18 protein-coding genes are annotated in these 18,497 nt (G+C 35.7%); 3 read left to right on the plus strand and 15 right to left on the minus strand.

The features are described from left to right. Positions 1-43 precede the first annotated feature (43 nt). From porD to P700755_RS02645, 8 genes are all read right to left on the minus strand, one after another. A complete protein-coding gene (gene porD, locus P700755_RS02610) occupies positions 44-931 on the minus strand; it encodes a type IX secretion system protein PorD (RefSeq protein ID WP_015023204.1) in 888 nt (295 codons plus the stop codon). After that, positions 928-2,127, minus strand: coding sequence for a bifunctional phosphopantothenoylcysteine decarboxylase/phosphopantothenate--cysteine ligase CoaBC (coaBC, locus tag P700755_RS02615; protein WP_015023205.1), 1,200 nt, complete (start codon positions 2,125-2,127; stop codon positions 928-930). The genes porD and coaBC overlap by 4 nt, the downstream gene beginning before the upstream one ends. Positions 2,128-2,141: 14 nt before the next feature. Next, entirely contained in the window at positions 2,142-2,477 is a 336-nt protein-coding gene (locus P700755_RS02620) for a DNA-directed RNA polymerase subunit omega (RefSeq protein ID WP_015023206.1), read from the minus strand. Then, positions 2,474-3,292, minus strand: a complete 819-nt coding sequence (locus tag P700755_RS02625; RefSeq protein WP_015023207.1) for an outer membrane protein assembly factor BamD — start codon at positions 3,290-3,292, stop codon at positions 2,474-2,476. The genes P700755_RS02620 and P700755_RS02625 overlap by 4 nt, the downstream gene beginning before the upstream one ends. Positions 3,293-3,356: 64 nt before the next feature. Next, the gene (gene dapA, locus P700755_RS02630) at positions 3,357-4,235 is read right to left on the minus strand and encodes a 4-hydroxy-tetrahydrodipicolinate synthase (protein ID WP_015023208.1); all 879 of its coding nucleotides are present in this window, start codon (positions 4,233-4,235) and stop codon (positions 3,357-3,359) included. Between the two features lie 5 nt (positions 4,236-4,240). Beyond that, positions 4,241-4,735: a DUF6913 domain-containing protein gene (locus tag P700755_RS02635; protein ID WP_015023209.1), complete on the minus strand. Its 495-nt coding sequence runs from the start codon at positions 4,733-4,735 to the stop codon at positions 4,241-4,243. 102 nt (positions 4,736-4,837) lie between these two features. Continuing rightward, positions 4,838-6,697 carry a M61 family metallopeptidase gene (locus P700755_RS02640; RefSeq protein WP_015023210.1) on the minus strand — a complete coding sequence of 620 codons (1,860 nt, stop codon included), beginning with the start codon at positions 6,695-6,697 and terminating at the stop codon, positions 4,838-4,840. A 63-nt stretch (positions 6,698-6,760) separates the two neighbouring features. Continuing rightward, positions 6,761-8,764, minus strand: coding sequence for a monovalent cation:proton antiporter family protein (locus P700755_RS02645; RefSeq protein WP_015023211.1), 2,004 nt, complete (start codon positions 8,762-8,764; stop codon positions 6,761-6,763). A 157-nt stretch (positions 8,765-8,921) separates the two neighbouring features. On the opposite strand from P700755_RS02645, the gene P700755_RS02650 reads away from it, so the two are divergent. Then, the gene (locus P700755_RS02650; RefSeq protein ID WP_015023212.1) at positions 8,922-9,677 is read left to right on the plus strand and encodes a 5'-nucleotidase C-terminal domain-containing protein; all 756 of its coding nucleotides are present in this window, start codon (positions 8,922-8,924) and stop codon (positions 9,675-9,677) included. Between the two features lie 4 nt (positions 9,678-9,681). Next, complete coding sequence (locus P700755_RS02655) at positions 9,682-10,596, plus strand: bifunctional metallophosphatase/5'-nucleotidase (RefSeq protein ID WP_015023213.1); 915 nt, start codon at positions 9,682-9,684, stop codon at positions 10,594-10,596. A gap of 13 nt (positions 10,597-10,609) precedes the next feature. Here P700755_RS02655 and ligA read toward each other — a convergent pair whose 3' ends face one another. From ligA to dnaA, 6 genes are all read right to left on the minus strand, one after another. Next, a complete protein-coding gene (gene ligA / locus P700755_RS02660; protein ID WP_015023214.1) occupies positions 10,610-12,613 on the minus strand; it encodes an NAD-dependent DNA ligase LigA in 2,004 nt (667 codons plus the stop codon). A gap of 104 nt (positions 12,614-12,717) precedes the next feature. Continuing rightward, positions 12,718-13,563 carry a peptide chain release factor N(5)-glutamine methyltransferase gene (prmC, locus tag P700755_RS02665; RefSeq protein ID WP_015023215.1) on the minus strand — a complete coding sequence of 282 codons (846 nt, stop codon included), beginning with the start codon at positions 13,561-13,563 and terminating at the stop codon, positions 12,718-12,720. Continuing rightward, the gene (locus P700755_RS02670) at positions 13,560-14,183 is read right to left on the minus strand and encodes an IMPACT family protein (RefSeq protein WP_015023216.1); all 624 of its coding nucleotides are present in this window, start codon (positions 14,181-14,183) and stop codon (positions 13,560-13,562) included. The genes prmC and P700755_RS02670 overlap by 4 nt, the downstream gene beginning before the upstream one ends. A gap of 33 nt (positions 14,184-14,216) precedes the next feature. Further along, entirely contained in the window at positions 14,217-14,936 is a 720-nt protein-coding gene (locus P700755_RS02675) for an SAM-dependent methyltransferase (RefSeq protein ID WP_015023217.1), read from the minus strand. A gap of 30 nt (positions 14,937-14,966) precedes the next feature. After that, the gene (locus tag P700755_RS02680) at positions 14,967-15,419 is read right to left on the minus strand and encodes a low molecular weight protein-tyrosine-phosphatase (protein WP_015023218.1); all 453 of its coding nucleotides are present in this window, start codon (positions 15,417-15,419) and stop codon (positions 14,967-14,969) included. Next, positions 15,416-16,846 (minus strand): chromosomal replication initiator protein DnaA, encoded by a 1,431-nt coding sequence (gene dnaA, locus P700755_RS02685; protein WP_015023219.1) that lies wholly within the window; start codon positions 16,844-16,846, stop codon positions 15,416-15,418. The genes P700755_RS02680 and dnaA overlap by 4 nt, the downstream gene beginning before the upstream one ends. A 162-nt stretch (positions 16,847-17,008) precedes the next feature. Here dnaA and P700755_RS02690 point away from each other — a divergent pair, with 162 nt between their 5' ends. After that, a complete protein-coding gene (locus P700755_RS02690) occupies positions 17,009-17,449 on the plus strand; it encodes an acyl-CoA thioesterase (RefSeq protein WP_015023221.1) in 441 nt (146 codons plus the stop codon). Positions 17,450-17,825: 376 nt separating this feature from the next. Here P700755_RS02690 and P700755_RS02700 read toward each other — a convergent pair whose 3' ends face one another. Continuing rightward, on the minus strand, positions 17,826-18,314 hold the full coding sequence (locus P700755_RS02700) for a GNAT family N-acetyltransferase (RefSeq protein WP_015023222.1): 489 nt from the start codon (positions 18,312-18,314) through the stop codon (positions 17,826-17,828). Between the last annotated feature and the right edge of the window lie 183 nt (positions 18,315-18,497).

Consider the following 18,497-nt stretch of genomic DNA (forward strand, 5'->3'; position numbering starts at 1 on the left):
AGCAGTTGCTAATTTACTAAATAATGTGGGATCTTGATAAATATTATTTTCCTATCATACGCCATTTTCTGTTATGAACAGGCGCTACTTGATTTAAAGTACTCAAGGTCGAGCTAATATCCATTTCTGGACCACCACTTAAGATTTGCATAATTTCATCTGATTTTGCATCGAAGAAAATTCTGAATAAAGGAGCGTTAGGTCTTGTTTTTGAATTTTCTGAAATGAGATTGATAGCCGTAACGATATTTTCTTTCCCCTTTTCAACATCATTTTGCATCAGATCCAAGCCTTCCCTGTGGTAAACGTAAAGTGCCTTTCTATAGTTAGAAAAATTCCTGGATAGCAAATCTCTATTGATACCGAATCTACTTTGAGAAGCTCCGGACTCTTTCCACCCATTACCTCCACGTTGACTAGCAGCGTTTACAATCTTTCTAGCTTCTTCGTAGAACTCATCACCTCCCTGTTCAAGAAATGTATCTGCATCATATCCCAAAATAGTATACACATAAAAGCTTATAGTAGATACTAAGTTATTTGTAAACACATTGGGATTGTAGTTTAAGGGTTCAAACTCTTTATAATTAAAATTAAAATCCCCATCACTTATGTTTAAAAGAATAGAATTCATAGACGATGCGAAAACTGGTCTCGAAGATTGAACCTGAAGAGTAGCTTGGAAATTATCGGAATCGTAAGCTTGAATAATGATGTTGAAGCTACATTTTATACGCTCATGAGTATCGTAAGAGTTATCCGTCCAACTTGTATTATTTATAAATTCGTTTAAATCCTTTTCTAAAGTTCTAAAAATCGTAAGCTGATTTCTTCCAGTTTGTTGAGCATCTAAAACAACTTCTGCCTCCAAAACTTGGGCTGAGATCGCAATTGGAAAAAGGAGTAAAAGGAAATTAAGCTTTAAATTCATCGGAGTATTAATTTTAAAATATGATCAAAAATGTCTTTGGCGACTTCAGATTTAGGTTTTGTTTTAAAACGTATAGTTTCTGAATTTGTTATAATTTTAATTTTATTAGTGTCTGTTTTAAACCCTGCCCCTTTATCATTTAAGGAATTGAGAACGATAAAGTCTAGATTTTTTCTTTTCAATTTAGACGTCGCATTTCGCTCTTCATCATTGGTCTCTAAGGCAAACCCTACTAGGATTTGGTTCTTTTTGATACTCCCTAAATGCTTTAATATATCTGTTGTAGGTTCTAATTCAATATGTAAGGCCTCTTTAGACTTTTTCATTTTTTGATCCAACTGATGCTTGGGCCTGTAATCTGAAACTGCCGCTGAAGCAATAACTATAGAAGACAAATCGAATTTGGAGAGCGTAGCATCGTACATCTCCTGAGCGCTTACGACATCAATTCTAGTTAAGTTGGAGTGCTTTAAATGCAGATGTGTTGGTCCTGTAATCAAGTTCACTTTAGAGCCAAGGTCTAAAGCTCGCTTAGCAAGTTCAAAACCCATTTTACCACTTGAGTGATTACCGATGAACCTAACTGGGTCTATGGCTTCATAAGTGGGCCCCGCGGTAATTGTAATTTCTTTTCCAGCTAGAGGAAGTTGAGAAAGAATATCTTTTTCAATAAAGCTAATGATATCTTCTGGCTCAGCCATTCTACCTTCCCCAACAAGACCGCTGGCCAATTCTCCAGATCCAGGTTTTATAAATTTATTCCCGAAACCTATAAGCTTGTCGATACTAGCCTTGGATGAAGGATGTTTGTACATGTCCAAATCCATGGCTGGCGCAAAATAAACAGGACATTTAGCAGAAAGATAAGTAGTGATAAGTAGATTGTTGGCAGTACCCGAAGCCATTTTGGATAAGGTATTTGCCGTGACTGGGGCGATAAGCATTATATCTGCCCATAATCCTAAATCCACGTGATTATTCCAATTCTTTTCCTCGTCGGTAAAGCTTGAAACCACTGGGTTTTCGGATAGTGTAGATAAAGTAAGCGGGGTTATAAATTGCTCGGACTCTGGAGTCATAACAACTTTTACCTGAGCTCCTGCTTTTTTTAATAGACGCACGAGGAAAGCAGATTTATAAGCGGCAATGCCCCCTGTAATTCCTAATAGGATATGCTTACCGCTTAAAATGCTCATTGATGAAAAACTTTTTAGTCTTCGGTATTCTCTTGGGTATGTCTATAGTAGATTTTGTCATCTAACCATTCTTCCATAGCGATAGAATGTGGCTTAGGAAGTCTTTCGTAGTACTTGGAAACTTCGATTTGCTCTTTATTTTCAAAAACCTCATCTAAGTTCTCGTTATAAGTAGCAAATTCATCCAATTTTTCCAAAAGCTCTTTCTTCATCTCCACATTAATTTGGTTAGAACGTTTAGAAACTATAGATATAGATTCGTAAATGTTTCCAGTAGGCGCATCAACTTTATTCTTATTGATTGTAGTTGTGCTTATTGGAGCGTTGGTGTTTTTGATATTTGAATTCATAATTCAGTTTGTGTATTTGTTCGTTCTTCTATGTCTTTGGCGTAGATCATTGCTTGTTCAGATATTTCTGTGCCGGTGTAATATTTTGAATAATCTTCGTAGTAAGTTTGAGCTTCAGCGAGTCGTTCCGGAACCAATATAACAATACTATTGATGGCTAAAATATAAGCAGATTCAAATTTGTAGAAAAAAGCTTGCTCTCTAAATTTGGTTCCTGGGAATTTCAGTATATAGTTATCGAAAGATTCTATCGCAGACTTATACCGTTCGGTATGATGGTATTGCTTAGAAATCTCATAATATTTCTTTTCAATTTTTGAGCTTAATTCTTGAATCTTAGAATTAGATTCTTCAAAAAATTCTCCATCGGGATAGGTATTGATATAAAACTGAAGCTTGGTCATAGCAGTCTGTGTATCCTCTTGGTCTTTACTGTAGATGGGCGAAACTTCATAATAGCTTACTGCACTTTTATAATGCGCTTCTTCCGCCTTTACACTGTTGGGGTAAGACTTTGAAAAGCGTTCAAACAAGTAGCCAGATAAAAAATAATCTCCTAATAAATAATGTGAATTAGCATTCATATAACTTACCGTTTCACCTGATGGCTTGCCTTTATATTGAGGTAAGATTTGCTCGAAAAGCCGAATAGCTTTGGTATAATATTTACCCTTCCCCTTCTCTAAACCTTTATCGTACATAGACTTTGCCATTTCATATTTTAGCGCAATCTCATCTTTTTTCAACACTTTCTGATACTCACTGCAAGAGGAGAAAGAAATTACAACCAGTAAAAGTAAAACTATTGATTTCATAAATTTAAATATCGTGCAAAATTAAGGATAAATCTTCGATAATAAAAACGTATTATGACTCAGCTTATTTCATCTGACTATTGAAAACCTTTAATGCTGATTTTAATATTGAACTTGCTTCTACCAAAGGCAACCTAACACCCGATTCACATAAATTTTTAAGTTCAAAAACCGCTTTTATACCAGCAGGATTTCCTTCTTTAAAAATAAGATCGATACCATCCATCAATCGAAACTGAATAGTAAAGGCTTCCTTTACATTTCCCTCTCTACCCAAGTTTAGCATTTTAGAAAATTCGGCTGGATAGCCTTGTGCCATCACAGAAATAACTCCTGCACCTCCAGCTAAAACCATGGGTAATGCAAGCATATCATCTCCAGAAATCACCAAAAAATCATCTGGTGTGTCCCTTATTATTGCCATAGCTTGGACTATATCACCGGCTGCTTCTTTAATGCCTATAATATTATCGAAGTCCTTTGCTAGACGAGTTACTGTTAAAGGCAGCATATTGGATCCTGTTCTCCCTGGCACATTATACACTATAAGTGGAAGCTTCGACGCTTTGGAGACTTCAGAGAAATGTTGGTAGATTCCTTCTTGGCTCGGTTTATTATAAAAAGGAGACACCGATAAAATAGCATCAAAGCCTTCTAGATTTTCTTGAGCTAAATCTTCGACCACCTGAGAGGTGCTGTTTCCTCCCAACCCAAGAACAAGTGAGAGTTGACCGTTGTTTTCAGATTTAATAATATTTTTTACAGTCTCCTTTTCTACTTTAGAAAGAGTCGCGCTTTCTGCTGTAGTTCCTAAAACAACTATATAATCTACGCCATTCTTAATTTGGAATTGAACCAATTTTCTTAAAGCATTTTCGTCAATTTCATTTTTTCTTGTAAAAGGCGTTACTAAAGCCACCCCTGTTCCTAAAAACTGCTTCATTAATATTAAATTATTTGCTTTATATATTTAGAACTTTCTTTAAAAAAATCAAGATTTTTAGAATCTATATTCAATAAAAAATCATTTACTCTTTCGTCCGCCTCTTGTAATCCTACTTTCAGCTTAGCCTCGCTGAGATGAGCTAAAACCTCTAAGCACACCTCCTCTTTACCAAAATAATTAAAAAGCAATTTATAATTTGTTTTTAAAAACTCATCAATGGCTTTAGATTTAGGTTTTCCAAACAGGGTAAAATCCTTTGTTGTAAAGATGTATTCTGGTTTTTCTACCTTGTCATACCTATGACGGCTAAAACCTAGAAAACTGATATCCTCAGAATTGATCTTAAAGTTCTTCTCAACAAGTTGCTGCAGCTGATATCTATCTGCTATATCATCATTATATAAAATTCCAACCTTATCACTTAATTCTTCAGCTTGAACTGATCTTTTGGAAGATAGGCTTTTATTTAAAAAATACGTTTTTATAGAGTTTAACACCTCAAGAATTTAAATTCAAATGTACTATTTTCAAATAAAAATAACCTATAAAAGTTGAGCCTTACGACCAAACTTTTATAGGTTAAAAGATAGACTTGAGATCTAGCCTTTTAGCCAAGCTTGTCTCAATTGAAATTTAGGATCAGTTTCTTCTAGTTCTTCTGACTGTAAACTGGTTTTGTTTGTGAAAGGCTGAGTGGTTTTACCCTCAAAAATAAGCTCTTCACCATTCCTTTCCACAGTCATTTTAAAGTCTTCTCCCTCTCCCCAAGCCATAGAAGTCGAAATTAAATTTCTTATATTTTCTAGAGTATAATCAGTTCCATTAATAGATTTGATCTCATCTCCACCTTTTACACCTAGCTCTTTGAAAAACGAATTCATAGGGTAACTTTCTCTAAAAAAGACTGAGCCATTATCTTGATCGACGTCTATAAATGGAGTTCTTCCATCTAAAAAATAGCCTGTTTTACCAACACTCTCCGTTTTCTCAACTCCTACTTTGGCAAAAAAATCATCATAAGGAATCGGAGTATTTCCCTCCACATAGGCCTCAAAAAATTCTTGTATTTCAGGATACGTTAAACTTACAATTTCAGGAATCAAGGCATCATCTTCAAACGGTGTGTCTTTTCCATACTTAGAAATCAACTTTTTCATTAGGTCTAAAATCCCCATTGTTCCTCCGCTTAATTCCCTAAGACGAATATCCAAAGCCATCCCTATAAGGGCTCCTTTTTGATATACGTTATAGTAACTGTCTTTATACTTATCATCAAGGATATTCTCACTCATCGTCGTAAACGACATGGTATCATCAAAAGCTCTTGAGGTTTCAATCTTACCGTTCATCCGCTTATAAAAATCCTCTTCAGAAATAAGACTTTGGTTAATTTGAAACAGATTAGCAAAATATTCAGTAACTCCCTCATACAGCCAAAGGTGCTTGGACATTTTAGGATCATTATAATCAAAATAGTGAACTTCGTTAGAATGAATATTCAATGGAGTAATGATATGAAAAAACTCATGCGAGACCACGTCTGTCATAGATTCTTCAAGCTGAGGTAGAGTCATGGTTTCTGGCAGAACGACACTCGTAGAGGTATGATGTTCTAAAGCACCAAATCCTCGAGCATCAGGGTTTTCCATATCCGATAAATACAATAAAATAGCATATACATTTGTATTATCGATTTCACCTAAGAAGGATTTTTGAGCTTGAACCATTTTTTCTAAAGCTGGTTTCAAATCTTTAGTGGTGTGAACATTGTTTGGAGAATGTATGCTTAAAAGTACTTTCATCCCTTCAATATCAAAACTTGTCGTATCCGGTACGGAATATAGAATAGGATGATCTATCACTCCAAAATATCGGCTAGTAGAAAATTCATCAGTGATATGAGTTCCTTGGTCGGTTTGATTTGTTACTGGCAAAGAAGCAGAAGCTGTTAGATTTGAGGGTCTATGGATATTGATTTTATAAGGGATTTCCTTTGCATTCTCAAAATAGCCGACCATTGCATGCAAATTGAGCATAAAATTATCACCAGCCTCAAAATTGGTTCCTGCTGGAGAAAACACGCCGCCCTCTCCCTCAATATCGAAGGTATCTTCGACATAATACGTCAGCTTATCGAAATTTTGAGAATTGGAAATGGTCCACATGTTCTCATCGCTATGAGTGATAGATATTTCATTCCCATCATAATCAACAGCAATTAAGTCATCAGAAAACTGTCCGTAATCATTTACAGCATAAGTTCCTGGCACTGTTTTAGGCAAATAAAACTTAAGAGAATCGGCCTGAATTGGACCAGGATTTATAGAGACTTTTACTCTATCGTTTTCAATCTCATTTAGAAAAATATCGACTACTACTAGTTTGTTTTCTGATTTGGAAATCGATTTACAACTGGTGATTATAGCCATAATTCCTATGACAAAAATTATTTTTTTCATTGTTTTATTTATTGTTTTATTTATTTATAGGACGGTTTAGTTTGAAAATGTTACGGTTTAATTTTAAAATTTTATCACTTTGTTTAAAGTATTGATGTCTTGTGAAGTCCCAAAAATATAAACCAGATCATCAATTTCAATTTTGGTAGTAGGCTGGATCTCTGAAATATATTTTCGTCCACGTTTAATAGCCAAAACAGTAACATTATATTTTTTACCCATACCAGAGTCCACTATAGATTTCCCAGCAATATCATTATCACCGTGTTGCACATGAAGCGTTGCCACCTCCTTATTTGGAATATCTAATTGTTGAAACATCGCATTCTTAGACGTTGGTTTTATACTGGTAAGCATCTGATAGTCATATGATCTTATACTGGTGACAATATTCTCAATATCACTTTGGGTAATCATATATTGTTTGAGCACCCGTGTGAAAATTTCGATAGAAGTTTCAAATTCTTCAGGAATAACTTCATCTGCTCCCACTTTCATATTTTCGTCAATTTCTTTTACAAACCGTGTTCTTACAATGATATAAACAGTTTGAGAAAATAATCTTACGGAAGAGATGATTTTTTTGGTAGCACTAGGATCTGAGATTGCGATCACCACTACTCTAGCTTTTTGAATATTGATATGCTTAAGAATTTCTGGATCTGCTGCATCTCCAAAAACAATAGGTTGGTTTTTTCGTTTAGCCTCTTCTATAGCATCGTAATCCATATCCACAATAACATAAGGGATATCTATATGAGAGGTCACTCTAGAGATATTTTGGCCATTGATTCCGTACCCGATAATAACCACATGGTCTGACCATTCCTGCACCTGGTCTACTTCACTACTACTTTGCTCTAGCTTTCTATTATTAAGCCGTTTCCTTACGCCTTTAGGAATGGCCGCTACGAGTAAAAAATCTGTAAATTTATGAGATTTTTGAAGAATGAATGGCGTTAATGCCATTGTAATAATAGAAACAGATAGGAAATATTGATATAATTCATTGGGCAATAAATCGTTTTGAAGGCCCACCGTAGAGAGTAAAAGAGAGAATTCTCCAACTTGGAAAATACTCAATGCAGACATAAAAGTAGTTCGCGGTTGAGTTTTTAAAATGAACGTCACAACAGCGACCACTAGCATCTTGATTAGGAGGACCGCAAGCACGAAGAGTAAGATATAAATGACATTATTTATAAAAAAAGAAAGATCTAGCAATGAGCCCACAGAGATAAAAAAGAAACTGATAAAGATTTCCCGAAACGGTAAGACGTTAGCTGTAGCTTGATGGCTATATTCTGATTCAGAGATAATCAAACCTGCGAAAAATGCACCAAGCGCTAAAGAGAGTCCCACAGAGGACGTTAACCAAGCCACAGAAAAACAAAAGACGATTGTGGTTAATATAAATAACTCTCTATTCTTGGATTTAACGACTAATTTGAAAACAAACGGAACTATATATCTTTGAAGTACAAAGACCACAGCACCAACTCCTATTAGTTTTACTAAGAGAATAAGTAAGGTTTCCCCAATATTATCAGATTTCCCAGCCAAAATGGGCGTTAGCAACATCATTGGAACAACAATTATATCTTGAAAAATAAGAATCCCTAAAGCCACTCTCCCATGAGGAGACTCTATCTCCCCTTTTTCCTGAAGCATCTTAAGAACAATAGCTGTACTACTAAGAGAAATTAAAAATCCTATAAAAACAGCAGTATTAATTTCGACACCTAACGCAATAGAAACTAAGGCTGTTATCAGTATAGTTCCTCCTACTTGCAGACCTCCACCTATAAAAACAGTCTTTCGGATTTTCATGAGCCCACTAAACGATAGCTCAATTCCAATGATAAAAAGTAGGAAAATTATCCCAATTTCTGAAAGCAATTCTACTTCATGAGTCGAGCTTAATAAATTGAACGCACTAGGCCCTACAATTATTCCCGCCATCAAGAACCCAAGAATAGAAGGCACCTTTATCTTTTGAAATGCCAAAATAATGACAATGGAAATACCTAAGACAATGACAATTTCTTTTAATAAGGGGATTTCCATAGACTGGTTTTAATGAAGCCTAAAAATACTAAACTTTAACACTCAATGTTGTTTATGAAATACTAAATAATTCACTAGCAAGCCCAAGGCTATAATTAGCTTTTACTATACATTCAAATTTAATAAACTCATTATATTTACACCCAAATCTATCTTTATGCGTAAGTTTCTAATTCTTTTTTTTATAAGTATTTCTTTTTGGTCCTGCTCAAAACATCCTACTATTCTTGTTAAGACAGATGGAGAACTGGTGCGAATTTCAGATTCGATAGAAAAAAATAAAGAGCTTGAAGACTTTATCTTACCCTACAGAAAACGTATCCAAGAAGAAATGAGCGCCGTTTTGTCCTACACCCCAAAAGCAATGTTCAAATCGGATACAAAGTTAAACACCCCTTTAGGGAATATGATGTCTGATGCTGTTCTTGAAATGGCCAATCCTATTTTTGAAAAACGAACTGGCCATAAAATAGATGTTGTGATCTTAAATTATGGTGGAATTCGTTCTGGCATCAATGCTGGAGAGGTGACCACAAGGACCGCTTATAATATTATGCCTTTTGAAAACGAAGTCGTTATCGCTGAATTAGCTTCAGAAGAACTTAAAGCATTGGTGAATTATTTAGTTAAAAATAAAGTCGCTCACCCCATCGCTGGTCTTCAAATTTCTCTAGATGCTGAAGGCCTTCTTAAAGAGGTGAAAGTGAATGGGGAACACATTCAGAATAAAAATTACTACGTTGCCACTTCCGACTACCTCATAAAAGGCGGAGACCGTATGGAATTCTTTAAAAAATCAAAAAGCGTACACTCCTTAGATTATAAGTTAAGAAACTTGTTTATAGATTATTTTAAAAAGAAAGACACCATAGCTCCAAAACAGGATAATCGCTTTACCAAACTTCAAAACTAGTATCATGAACCGATTAAAATTTATAAAAACGACAGGAGCAGCAACAACATTCACAGCAGTGGGTGGCCTCGGCTTATTGAGAGCTTTCCAAGCTAAGCCTTTCACCAAACACCTTACTATTTTGCATACTAATGATGTGCACAGTCACATCGATCCCTTTCCCAAGAATGACAGTCAGTATCCCAGTCTTGGTGGTGTGTCAAGACGGTATAGCTATATTGAGAAGGTAAAGGCCGAAAATCCAAACACCTTAATTTTGGATGCTGGAGATTCCTTTCAAGGAACACCGTATTTCAATTTTCATGGAGGTGAGTTAGAGTTTAAACTCATGAGTAAAATGGGATACCATGCCTCCACAATTGGCAATCATGAGTTTGATAATGGGATTGATAATATAGCCACTCAACTTGAACATGCTAATTTCGATATGCTGAATACCAATTACAATTTGGAGAACACAATCCTAAATGGACTCGTCAAACCCCATCAGATTTACGAAGTCAATGGCTTAACTATTGGTGTTTTTGCACTCGGTATTGAACTTGATGGATTGGTTTCTCAAGACTTGTATAAAGAAACAAAATACCTAGACCCTATTGAGATAGCTCAAGAGCAGATCAAAATTTTAAAACAAGATCTCAATTGCGATATCGTAATTTGTTTATCGCATTTGGGCTATAGCTATAAATCTAATAAGATTGATGATTTAAAGCTCGCTGCACAGACCAAAAATCTTGACCTTATCATAGGAGGACATACTCATACTTTTTTGGATAAGCCTACTGTGGTTGAAAATGCAGAGGGTAAAGCTGTATTGGTCAACCAAGTGGGGTGGGCAGGCATAAACGTTGGCCGAATTGACTTTTACTTTGACGATAAAGAGCTAAAAGAACAAAAGAGCTTGGTGATGGAAGTCTAGAACCCGGAGTAGATCAATTGCCAACCATCGTTAAAAACTCATCTTCAGTGATAATTTTTACCCCTAGATTTTCAGCTTTGGCTAACTTGCTAGGTCCCATGTTTTCTCCAGCAACCAGATAATCTGTTTTTTTAGAAATAGAGCTGGTATTTTTACCCCCATGCTTTTCGATAAGGTCTTGAAGTTCTCTACGTGAGACTTTTAGAAAGACTCCCGAAATCACTAAAGTAAGATCTATTAACGTATTGCTTTGCCCCTCCATTTCTTCTTCAGAAATTTCGAGATTAAGACCGTAGTTTCTCAAACGGTCAATGCGAAGTTTGTTAGCATCATCCTTGAAAAAGTCAACGACACTTTGTGCTATGCGTTCTCCTATTTCGTCTACAGCTACAAGGTTTTCTAGACTTGCAGAAGCCAGTACATCTATACTTTTAAAAGCTTTCACAAGCTTTTTAGCTACAGTTTCACCTACGTATCGAATCCCAAGACCGTAAAGGACCCGCTCAAAAGGGATGTCTTTTGAGGCTTCAACACCCTTAATTAAATTTACAGCAGACTTTTCTGCCATGCGCTCCAAAGGAAGAACATCTTCTTTTCTTAACGTATACAAGTCGGCGTAGTCCTCAATTAAATCTTCCCTTACCAATAGCGCCACCGTTTCGCCTCCAAGCCCTTCTATATCCATAGCTTTTCGAGAAATAAAATGCTGTATCCTCCCTATAATTTGAGGAGGACACCCCTCGGTATTTGGGCAAAAATGTAAGGCTTCTCCTTCCTTTCTCTCCAAAGGGGTTTCACATTCTGGACATTCTTTTAAATAAACAGTAGGCTGAGAAGACTCCGAATCGCGTTTTTTAAAATCTACACCGATGATTTTCGGAATAATCTCTCCTCCTTTTTCTACAAAAACCACGTCTCCTTCTCTAATGTCTAGTTTTTCGATCTGGTCTGCATTATGGAGTGAAGCTCTTTTCACGGTAGTTCCTGCCAATTGAATAGGGTCGAGATTAGCGACAGGAGTAATAGCTCCTGTTCTTCCAACCTGATAGGTGATCTGATTTAGAGTGGTTGACACTTGCTCTGCTTTGAACTTATAGGCCATGGCCCATCGAGGAGATTTTGCCGTATAACCAAGCTCCTCTTGTTGTTGTAAACTATTGACTTTAATAACCACGCCATCGGTTTCGTAAGGTAAATCGTGGCGGTGCTCATCCCAATAGTTGATATAAGCAAACACCTCATCAATCGATTTGGTAAGCTTTGCTTCTTTAGGAACATTAAATCCCCATTCTCTGGACTTGTTTAAACTTTCCATTTGGGTACTCACGCCTAGATTTTCCCCCGTGAGATTATAAAGTAAACACAATAAAGGACGCTTAGCAACTTCTGCACTGTCTTGCAATTTTAAACTCCCTGAAGTGGTGTTCCTAGGATTAGCATAAGGTTCTTCTCCCAACTCTACTCGTTCTGCATTCATTTTAGCAAAGCCTTTATAGGGTAACACGATTTCTCCTCGAATATCAAATCGGCGAGGGTAATTATCCCCTTTCAATTTTAACGGAACAGATCGTATGGTTTTTACATTATGGGTAACCTCGTCCCCTTGTGTTCCATCCCCACGAGTTACGGCTCTCAAAAATTCACCATCTTCGTAAGTTAAACTAATAGAAGCCCCGTCGTATTTAAGTTCACAAGTGAATTCAACAGGCTCTTCAATTATTTTTTGGACACGTGTTTGCCAATCTTCCAAATCTTCTTTGGAATAGGAATTCGACAAAGAATACATCGGGAAATCGTGAACTACCGTCTTAAAGTTTTTGGTGACCTCTCCACCTACTCGCATCGTTGGCGAATTGGGATCCTTATATTCTGGATGGGTCTTTTCTAGCTCTTGGAGCGCATTCAACTTCATATCAAAATCATAGTCGGAAATCTCTGGAGCATCCAAGACATAATACTTGTAATTGTGCTCGTGAAGTTCTTGACGTAAATTTTCAATTTGATCTTGAATGCTCATAAAATAAATAAATTATAGGTTGAAAAGAAAGTTCCTTGTTCAGCCTTTAAAATTAAATTAAATTCTTCAAATTCTTAGTCAGAATATCTGTTAATAAGGATAGTTTAATAAGCTTTTAGCATTCTGTAATTCCCACGGAAATCTTTCCTCAACTCCAGGCTTTGAAAACCAAAACTTTTGAACAATTGGCGTGTTTCTTCTGCTAAATTTTGATTGATTTCCACATAAACCAAAGGCCTTTTTCTCATTTTGGAAGTCAGTTCTGCAATTCTTCTATAAAAAATTAAAGGATCGCTATCCTTCACAAACAAAGCCAAATGCGGCTCGTTTTTAAGAACATTATCCTGCATTTGAGCTTGCTCATTGAATTTTACATAAGGAGGATTGGAAACCACAATATCAATTTCCTCTGGAAGATGCTTCAAGGTCAATAAATCGGCTTGAGTATACTCGATTTTGGTGTTATTATCTTCTGAATTTAATTCTGCTAGCTTTAAGGCTTCTGATGAAATATCTAGAGCCTTGAGTTTAGCCTGAGGTAGGTGCTTAGCTAAAGCAATAGGAATACAACCGCTCCCCGTCCCTAAATCTAATATAGACAACTGAGACTTTGAAAATTTCTGATCTTCTAAAATCCATTCTACTAATTCTTCGGTTTCTGGTCTTGGAATCAATACACTGGTATTGACTCTAAAACGAAGCCCAAAAAATTCAGTATAACCTAAGATATAGTGTATAGGTTCTTGTGCTTCAAGTCGAGATTGAGCCTTCTTAAACTCTACTAATTTTTTAGAATCTAGATTCGCTTCAGATTCTAAAAGCAAATCATGAGTTTTTAAATCCAGAAGGTCTTCTGCCAACCACTTAAAGAAATTAGAAATCTCTCCTCCTTCATAAATGGGCTGAAGAGCTTTAAAAAAGTCTTGCTTTAGTTTTTTAAGATCAGTCATTCTTCCTCGGATTTATGCTCACTAGAAACTTGAAATCCAAAGACGCTATCAAATTTTTTGTAGATCTCTTCAAAGTCTTTTTTCCTAACACTTATTTTAAATTTACAATTGAGCTTTAAGTCTTGAGATAGAATATCCAAGTCGTATTCTTTAACCAGTCTCATCACCAGATTCATTTTATCGTATTCACAAATCACATCAAACTCCATATTGATGGTTTTAGTGATAATTTTACTGGCTTCCAAAGCCATCTTTGCTGAAGTTTTGTAGGCAGAAATCAGCCCCCCTACCCCCAACTTAATACCTCCAAAATATCTCACTACAACCACTAAGGTATTGGTCATTTCAAAATTTTGCAACTGTCCAAGTATTGGCATTCCTGCAGAATTGGAAGGCTCACCATCATCGCTGACTCGAAAGTGTTCATAGTTTTCTCCCATTTGCCAAGCATAACAAAAATGTCCTGCTTTGCTATGTTTAGATTTCAAACTAAAGATTGCCTTTTCTACATCTGTTTCTGAGAAAATAGGGAAAGAATAGGCGAAAAACTTACTAGCCTTTTCCTTAAACAGAATTTCTGAACCAGGTCGGTTAATGGTTTTAAAAACGTCATCTTTCAAAATAAAGTTGAATTAAAGATTCAGGTCACTTCGTTAGCCTTGAATGGTAAAAATCGCTGGCCGCTTGTGCAGATCAATAGACGTTTTCTTCCATTCTGCGACGGTTTGAGTTTTAATAAATTCGGTAGAGAGGGTCAAATCAACGGCCACACTTATTCTGGTAGAAGACTGTAAAGTAGTAATAAGACTGATGAGTAATTTATTATTTCTGTAAGGCGTTTCTATAAATATTTGAGCTTGGTTATTGTCTATAGATGCCTTTTCAATTTTTTTTACAAAATGCTTTCTCTCTTGATTGTCGATAGGTAAATACCCGTGAAAGGTGAAGTTTTGACCATTAAGACCGCTAGACATCAAGGCCAATAAAATAGAAGATGGACCTACCAAAGGAACCACTCTGATATTTTTTTGGTGAGCCAAAGCTACCACTTGAGCTCCAGGATCTGCAACTCCAGGGCAACCAGCGTCGGAAATTAGTCCCATATTGATGCCTTGTTCACATTGATCAAGGAAATTTGGAATTTCAAGATCGGAAGTGAATTTATTTAATAGCTTAAACTCAAGGCTAGGCTGTGATTTGGAAGGCACTACTTTTTTTATAAAATGCCTGGCAACTTTTTCATTTTCAACAATATAATGGTCAATTTCGCTGATGACTTTACGGATAGACAGAGGTAGAACTTCCAAGGGCGGCAAGTCTCCAAGCCTATTAGGGATTAAATAAAGTTTACCTTTTTGAGGTGTTTTGTCCATACATCTATAATTAATTGATCAAAAATTAAATTATGCTAATTCTGAAGCAATAACAGAACAGGATTCTTCCAACATATGATACACCTGTTCAAAACCATTAATGGAATCATGATAAGGATCTGGTACACTTTGGTCTTCGCCTGGATATATAGTATTCAGAATTAAACTGACTTTATCTTCTTCCTCTTTGTTGTCTGCCATGTTAATAACATCTTCATAATTGGATGAATCCATGACATAAATATAATCAAAACTTTGAAAATCTTTCTTTGCAAAGGGTCTGCTTTTTTGGTTGGTAATATCTATACCATATTTATTGGCCACTTCTATAGAGCGTTGGTCTGGAAGAGAACCTTGATGAAAAGCAGAAGTCCCTGCAGAGTCTATTTCGAAAATGGACGTGTCTAGCTTAGATTCTAAGATCCCCTCTGCCAGAGGGGATCGGCAAATATTACCTAAGCATACCATCAAAACTCGAATCATAACTGCTTGAATTTAATTTCGAGATCTTGGATGAATTTCCTGTATTGCTTATCGGATTCTTGGAGATTGGATACAATTTTACAAGAATGTAAGACCGTGGAGTGGTCTCTTTGTCCTATGTGTCTTCCAATACTGGTGAGCGAAGTTTTGGTTATTTCTTTAGCAAAATACATGGCGATTTGCCTAGCCTGAACAACGTTGCGCTTTCTACTTTTAGACTGTAACTCTTCTATCTCGATATGAAAATAATCACTAACTACATTTTGAATATCATCTAGAGAAATCGGTTTCTTGTTGTTTTTGACGTAATTCTTTACGATTTGCTCTGCAAGATCAATAGTGATTTCTTTTTTGCTAAACGTGGAGTGTGCGATAAGAGAAATGATAGCCCCCTCAAGTTCACGAATGTTGGCGGTAATTCTTGAGGCCACATAATCTAAAATTTCATCGGCCATCTCTACACCATCATTATAAAGTTTATTCTTTATAATTTTGATACGCGTTTCAAAATCTGGCTGCGCGAGTTCTGCTGAGAGTCCCCACTTAAATCTGGAAAGAAGTCTCTGCTGAATGTCTTGCATATCTACAGGAGCCTTGTCACTGGTTAAAATAACTTGTTTTCCATTTTGATGCAAGTGATTAAAAATGTGAAAAAACACATCCTGAGTTCCTTTCTTACCAGAAATTAATTGGATATCATCTACAATAAGTACGTCTACAATTTGATAAAAATGAATAAAGTCGTTTCTGTTATTTTTGGAAACCGCATCGATATGCTGTTGCGTAAATTTATCTGCAGAAATATAAAGAACAGTTTTATCTGGAAATTTATCTTTGACTTGTAATCCTATAGCATGAGCTAAATGGGTTTTCCCCAAACCAACTCCACCAAAAATAAGTAAAGGATTAAAAGAAGTTCCACCAGGTTTATTTGCCACGGCAAGACTTGCAGATCTCGCTAACCTATTGGAGGTTCCCTCCAGAAAATTATCGAAAGTGTAATTTGAGTTTAATTGAGAATCAATTTTTAAGTTCCGAATACCCGGAATGACGAACGGGTTTCTTAATTCTGGATTCTTTTGACGCGAAGGAAAATCTATAGATTGAGAGTTAACATTGGAACGTTGAGTACTTGGTATTTTTTCTGTAAAAGGTTGTCTATTACCTTTAGCATTTTCCATTCGAATCACGTAAACCAACTTTGCTCCTTTTCCTATTTCTTTGGTCAAAGCAACTTTTAAAAGATCTACGTAATGCTCTTCTAGCCACTCGTAAAAAAATTTTGAAGGTACTTGAATGCTCAAGGCATTATCATTGAGCTTTACGGCATTTATAGGTTGAAACCAGGTTTTATAAGCTTGATCTGAGATGTTGTCTTTCACAAAAGTTAGGCAGTTATCCCAAACCGAAGTTGCTGATTTTGACATAGTTAGACTTAAAGTATATTAATTAGTATTCTATTTTTTGCAAGTTTTTTCTGTTCTTACGAAAGGCAAATATGTGAACAAATTTTCTAATAAAAAAATCGGATTTGGGTTGAAATTCTCTTTTTTTTTACCTATAATTAATGAGATGTTAAAAGATAAATTTTGAGCAAAAATAGTAAACTAATAAAGCCAATTTCGACGTCTTCTTCAATTGAAGTTAGGTATGCGGAAACAGACCAAATGGGAGTTGTACATCATGCCAACTACCCTATTTATTTTGAACAAGCCAGAGTAGATTGGTTGAGAAAAATGGGAATGCATTACCAAGAAATGGAAGATAAAGGAATCTTTTTACCCTTATCTAAATTGACTATAGATTATAAAAAACCGGCAAGGTTTGGAAATATCCTAAACGTAAAGACACTCTTAAATACATTACCCAGTGCATCGATTATTTTTGATTATGAAATTAGAAATCAAAACGATGAAATCCTAACTCTTGGTCAAACAGTGCTCGTTTTTGTTGACCATAAAACAAAACGACCTATACGCTGTCCGCAAAATATTATGGATCTTATTTTAAAAGCTATTCCAAAAGATTAATTCTTAAAATAAGCATCTACAAAAGCTGAGCTGTTACTGGATTGGTGGCTATGGAAATGTTATGGTCATCGCCAATTCTCATTAATATTTGGACATCTGGCTCGTGAGGTTGCATACCTAAGAGATCTCAAAAAAAATCATCGATAATTCATTCTCTGCACCTAAAGCTTCTATTTGGGGCACTGTCACCAATGGGACCTGAAATTTTTTTCTCTATGCTAAGGCAATTGTTTTCAATGTGAGTACCGGTGGTCTCTTTAGGTATAAGATTAGCTTCTTTAAGTTTTTAAATGTTTTTATTGATAAAATTGAGCGTTTTTGGCTTCTTTCCACGTGTACAATAATGGCTGTTTTCTTTTTTAATTAGGCTTATTTCTTAAACTAATTTTTTCTTCATAAACACCTTGCAGGAATAGTGTCCTGTATCTCCTAATCGCTCTTCTATATAATCGAAACCCGATTTTTTATATAATTTCTGAGCAGGCTCCATGGAAACTAAAGTCTCTATATAACATTCATTAAAATGATGCTTTTTGGCAAAGTTTAAGCACACTTGCATCATTTGTTGTCCCAGGCCTCTTCCTCTCACCTTAGGATGAAAATACATTTTCTGAAGTTCACAGATTGTGCTTTCTCCGTTTTCTAAAGGAGCTATACCTGCACTGCCAAGAATTTCATCTCCTTCCAGAAATACAAAATACTCTGCTCTATCTTTCTGGTAAGTTTCGAAAAGCTGATCTAAAGCTATGTCTTCATAAGCTGTACCTACTTTGGGCACACCTTGTTCTATCAAGACATAGCGTATCATTTCTGCTACTTTTGCATTGTCTTTTTGTTCTATAGGTCTAATTGTTATATCAGTCATATTTTGCTTTAGTTGAATGTGATTATTTTTTAAAAAATAATTGGTCTTCCAATCTGGTTTAAAACCACAGGCTAAATTAAGAGATTTCAAAATTTTAAAGTGTCTCTATCTTGAAAAATTAAAGTCTGAGCCTGACAAATTCAAAAGAAAAAACAGCGAAAACTATCTTTATAAAAAGGATGA

It is taken from the genome of Psychroflexus torquis ATCC 700755, assembly GCF_000153485.2.
Classification (GTDB): Bacteria; Bacteroidota; Bacteroidia; order Flavobacteriales; family Flavobacteriaceae; genus Psychroflexus; species Psychroflexus torquis.

Coding starts and splice junctions, on each gene's coding strand:
- porD (WP_015023204.1), bottom strand. CDS start 931: ATGAATTTAAAGCTTAATTTCCTTTTACTCCTTTTTCCAATTGCGATC.
- coaBC (WP_015023205.1), bottom strand. CDS start 2,127: ATGAGCATTTTAAGCGGTAAGCATATCCTATTAGGAATTACAGGGGGC.
- P700755_RS02620 (WP_015023206.1), bottom strand. CDS start 2,477: ATGAATTCAAATATCAAAAACACCAACGCTCCAATAAGCACAACTACA.
- P700755_RS02625 (WP_015023207.1), bottom strand. CDS start 3,292: ATGAAATCAATAGTTTTACTTTTACTGGTTGTAATTTCTTTCTCCTCT.
- dapA (WP_015023208.1), bottom strand. CDS start 4,235: ATGAAGCAGTTTTTAGGAACAGGGGTGGCTTTAGTAACGCCTTTTACA.
- P700755_RS02640 (WP_015023210.1), bottom strand. CDS start 6,697: ATGAAAAAAATAATTTTTGTCATAGGAATTATGGCTATAATCACCAGT.
- P700755_RS02645 (WP_015023211.1), bottom strand. CDS start 8,764: ATGGAAATCCCCTTATTAAAAGAAATTGTCATTGTCTTAGGTATTTCC.
- P700755_RS02650 (WP_015023212.1), top strand. CDS start 8,922: ATGCGTAAGTTTCTAATTCTTTTTTTTATAAGTATTTCTTTTTGGTCC.
- P700755_RS02655 (WP_015023213.1), top strand. CDS start 9,682: ATGAACCGATTAAAATTTATAAAAACGACAGGAGCAGCAACAACATTC.
- ligA (WP_015023214.1), bottom strand. CDS start 12,613: ATGAGCATTCAAGATCAAATTGAAAATTTACGTCAAGAACTTCACGAG.
- prmC (WP_015023215.1), bottom strand. CDS start 13,563: ATGACTGATCTTAAAAAACTAAAGCAAGACTTTTTTAAAGCTCTTCAG.
- P700755_RS02675 (WP_015023217.1), bottom strand. CDS start 14,936: ATGGACAAAACACCTCAAAAAGGTAAACTTTATTTAATCCCTAATAGG.
- P700755_RS02680 (WP_015023218.1), bottom strand. CDS start 15,419: ATGATTCGAGTTTTGATGGTATGCTTAGGTAATATTTGCCGATCCCCT.
- dnaA (WP_015023219.1), bottom strand. CDS start 16,846: ATGTCAAAATCAGCAACTTCGGTTTGGGATAACTGCCTAACTTTTGTG.
- P700755_RS02700 (WP_015023222.1), bottom strand. CDS start 18,314: ATGACTGATATAACAATTAGACCTATAGAACAAAAAGACAATGCAAAA.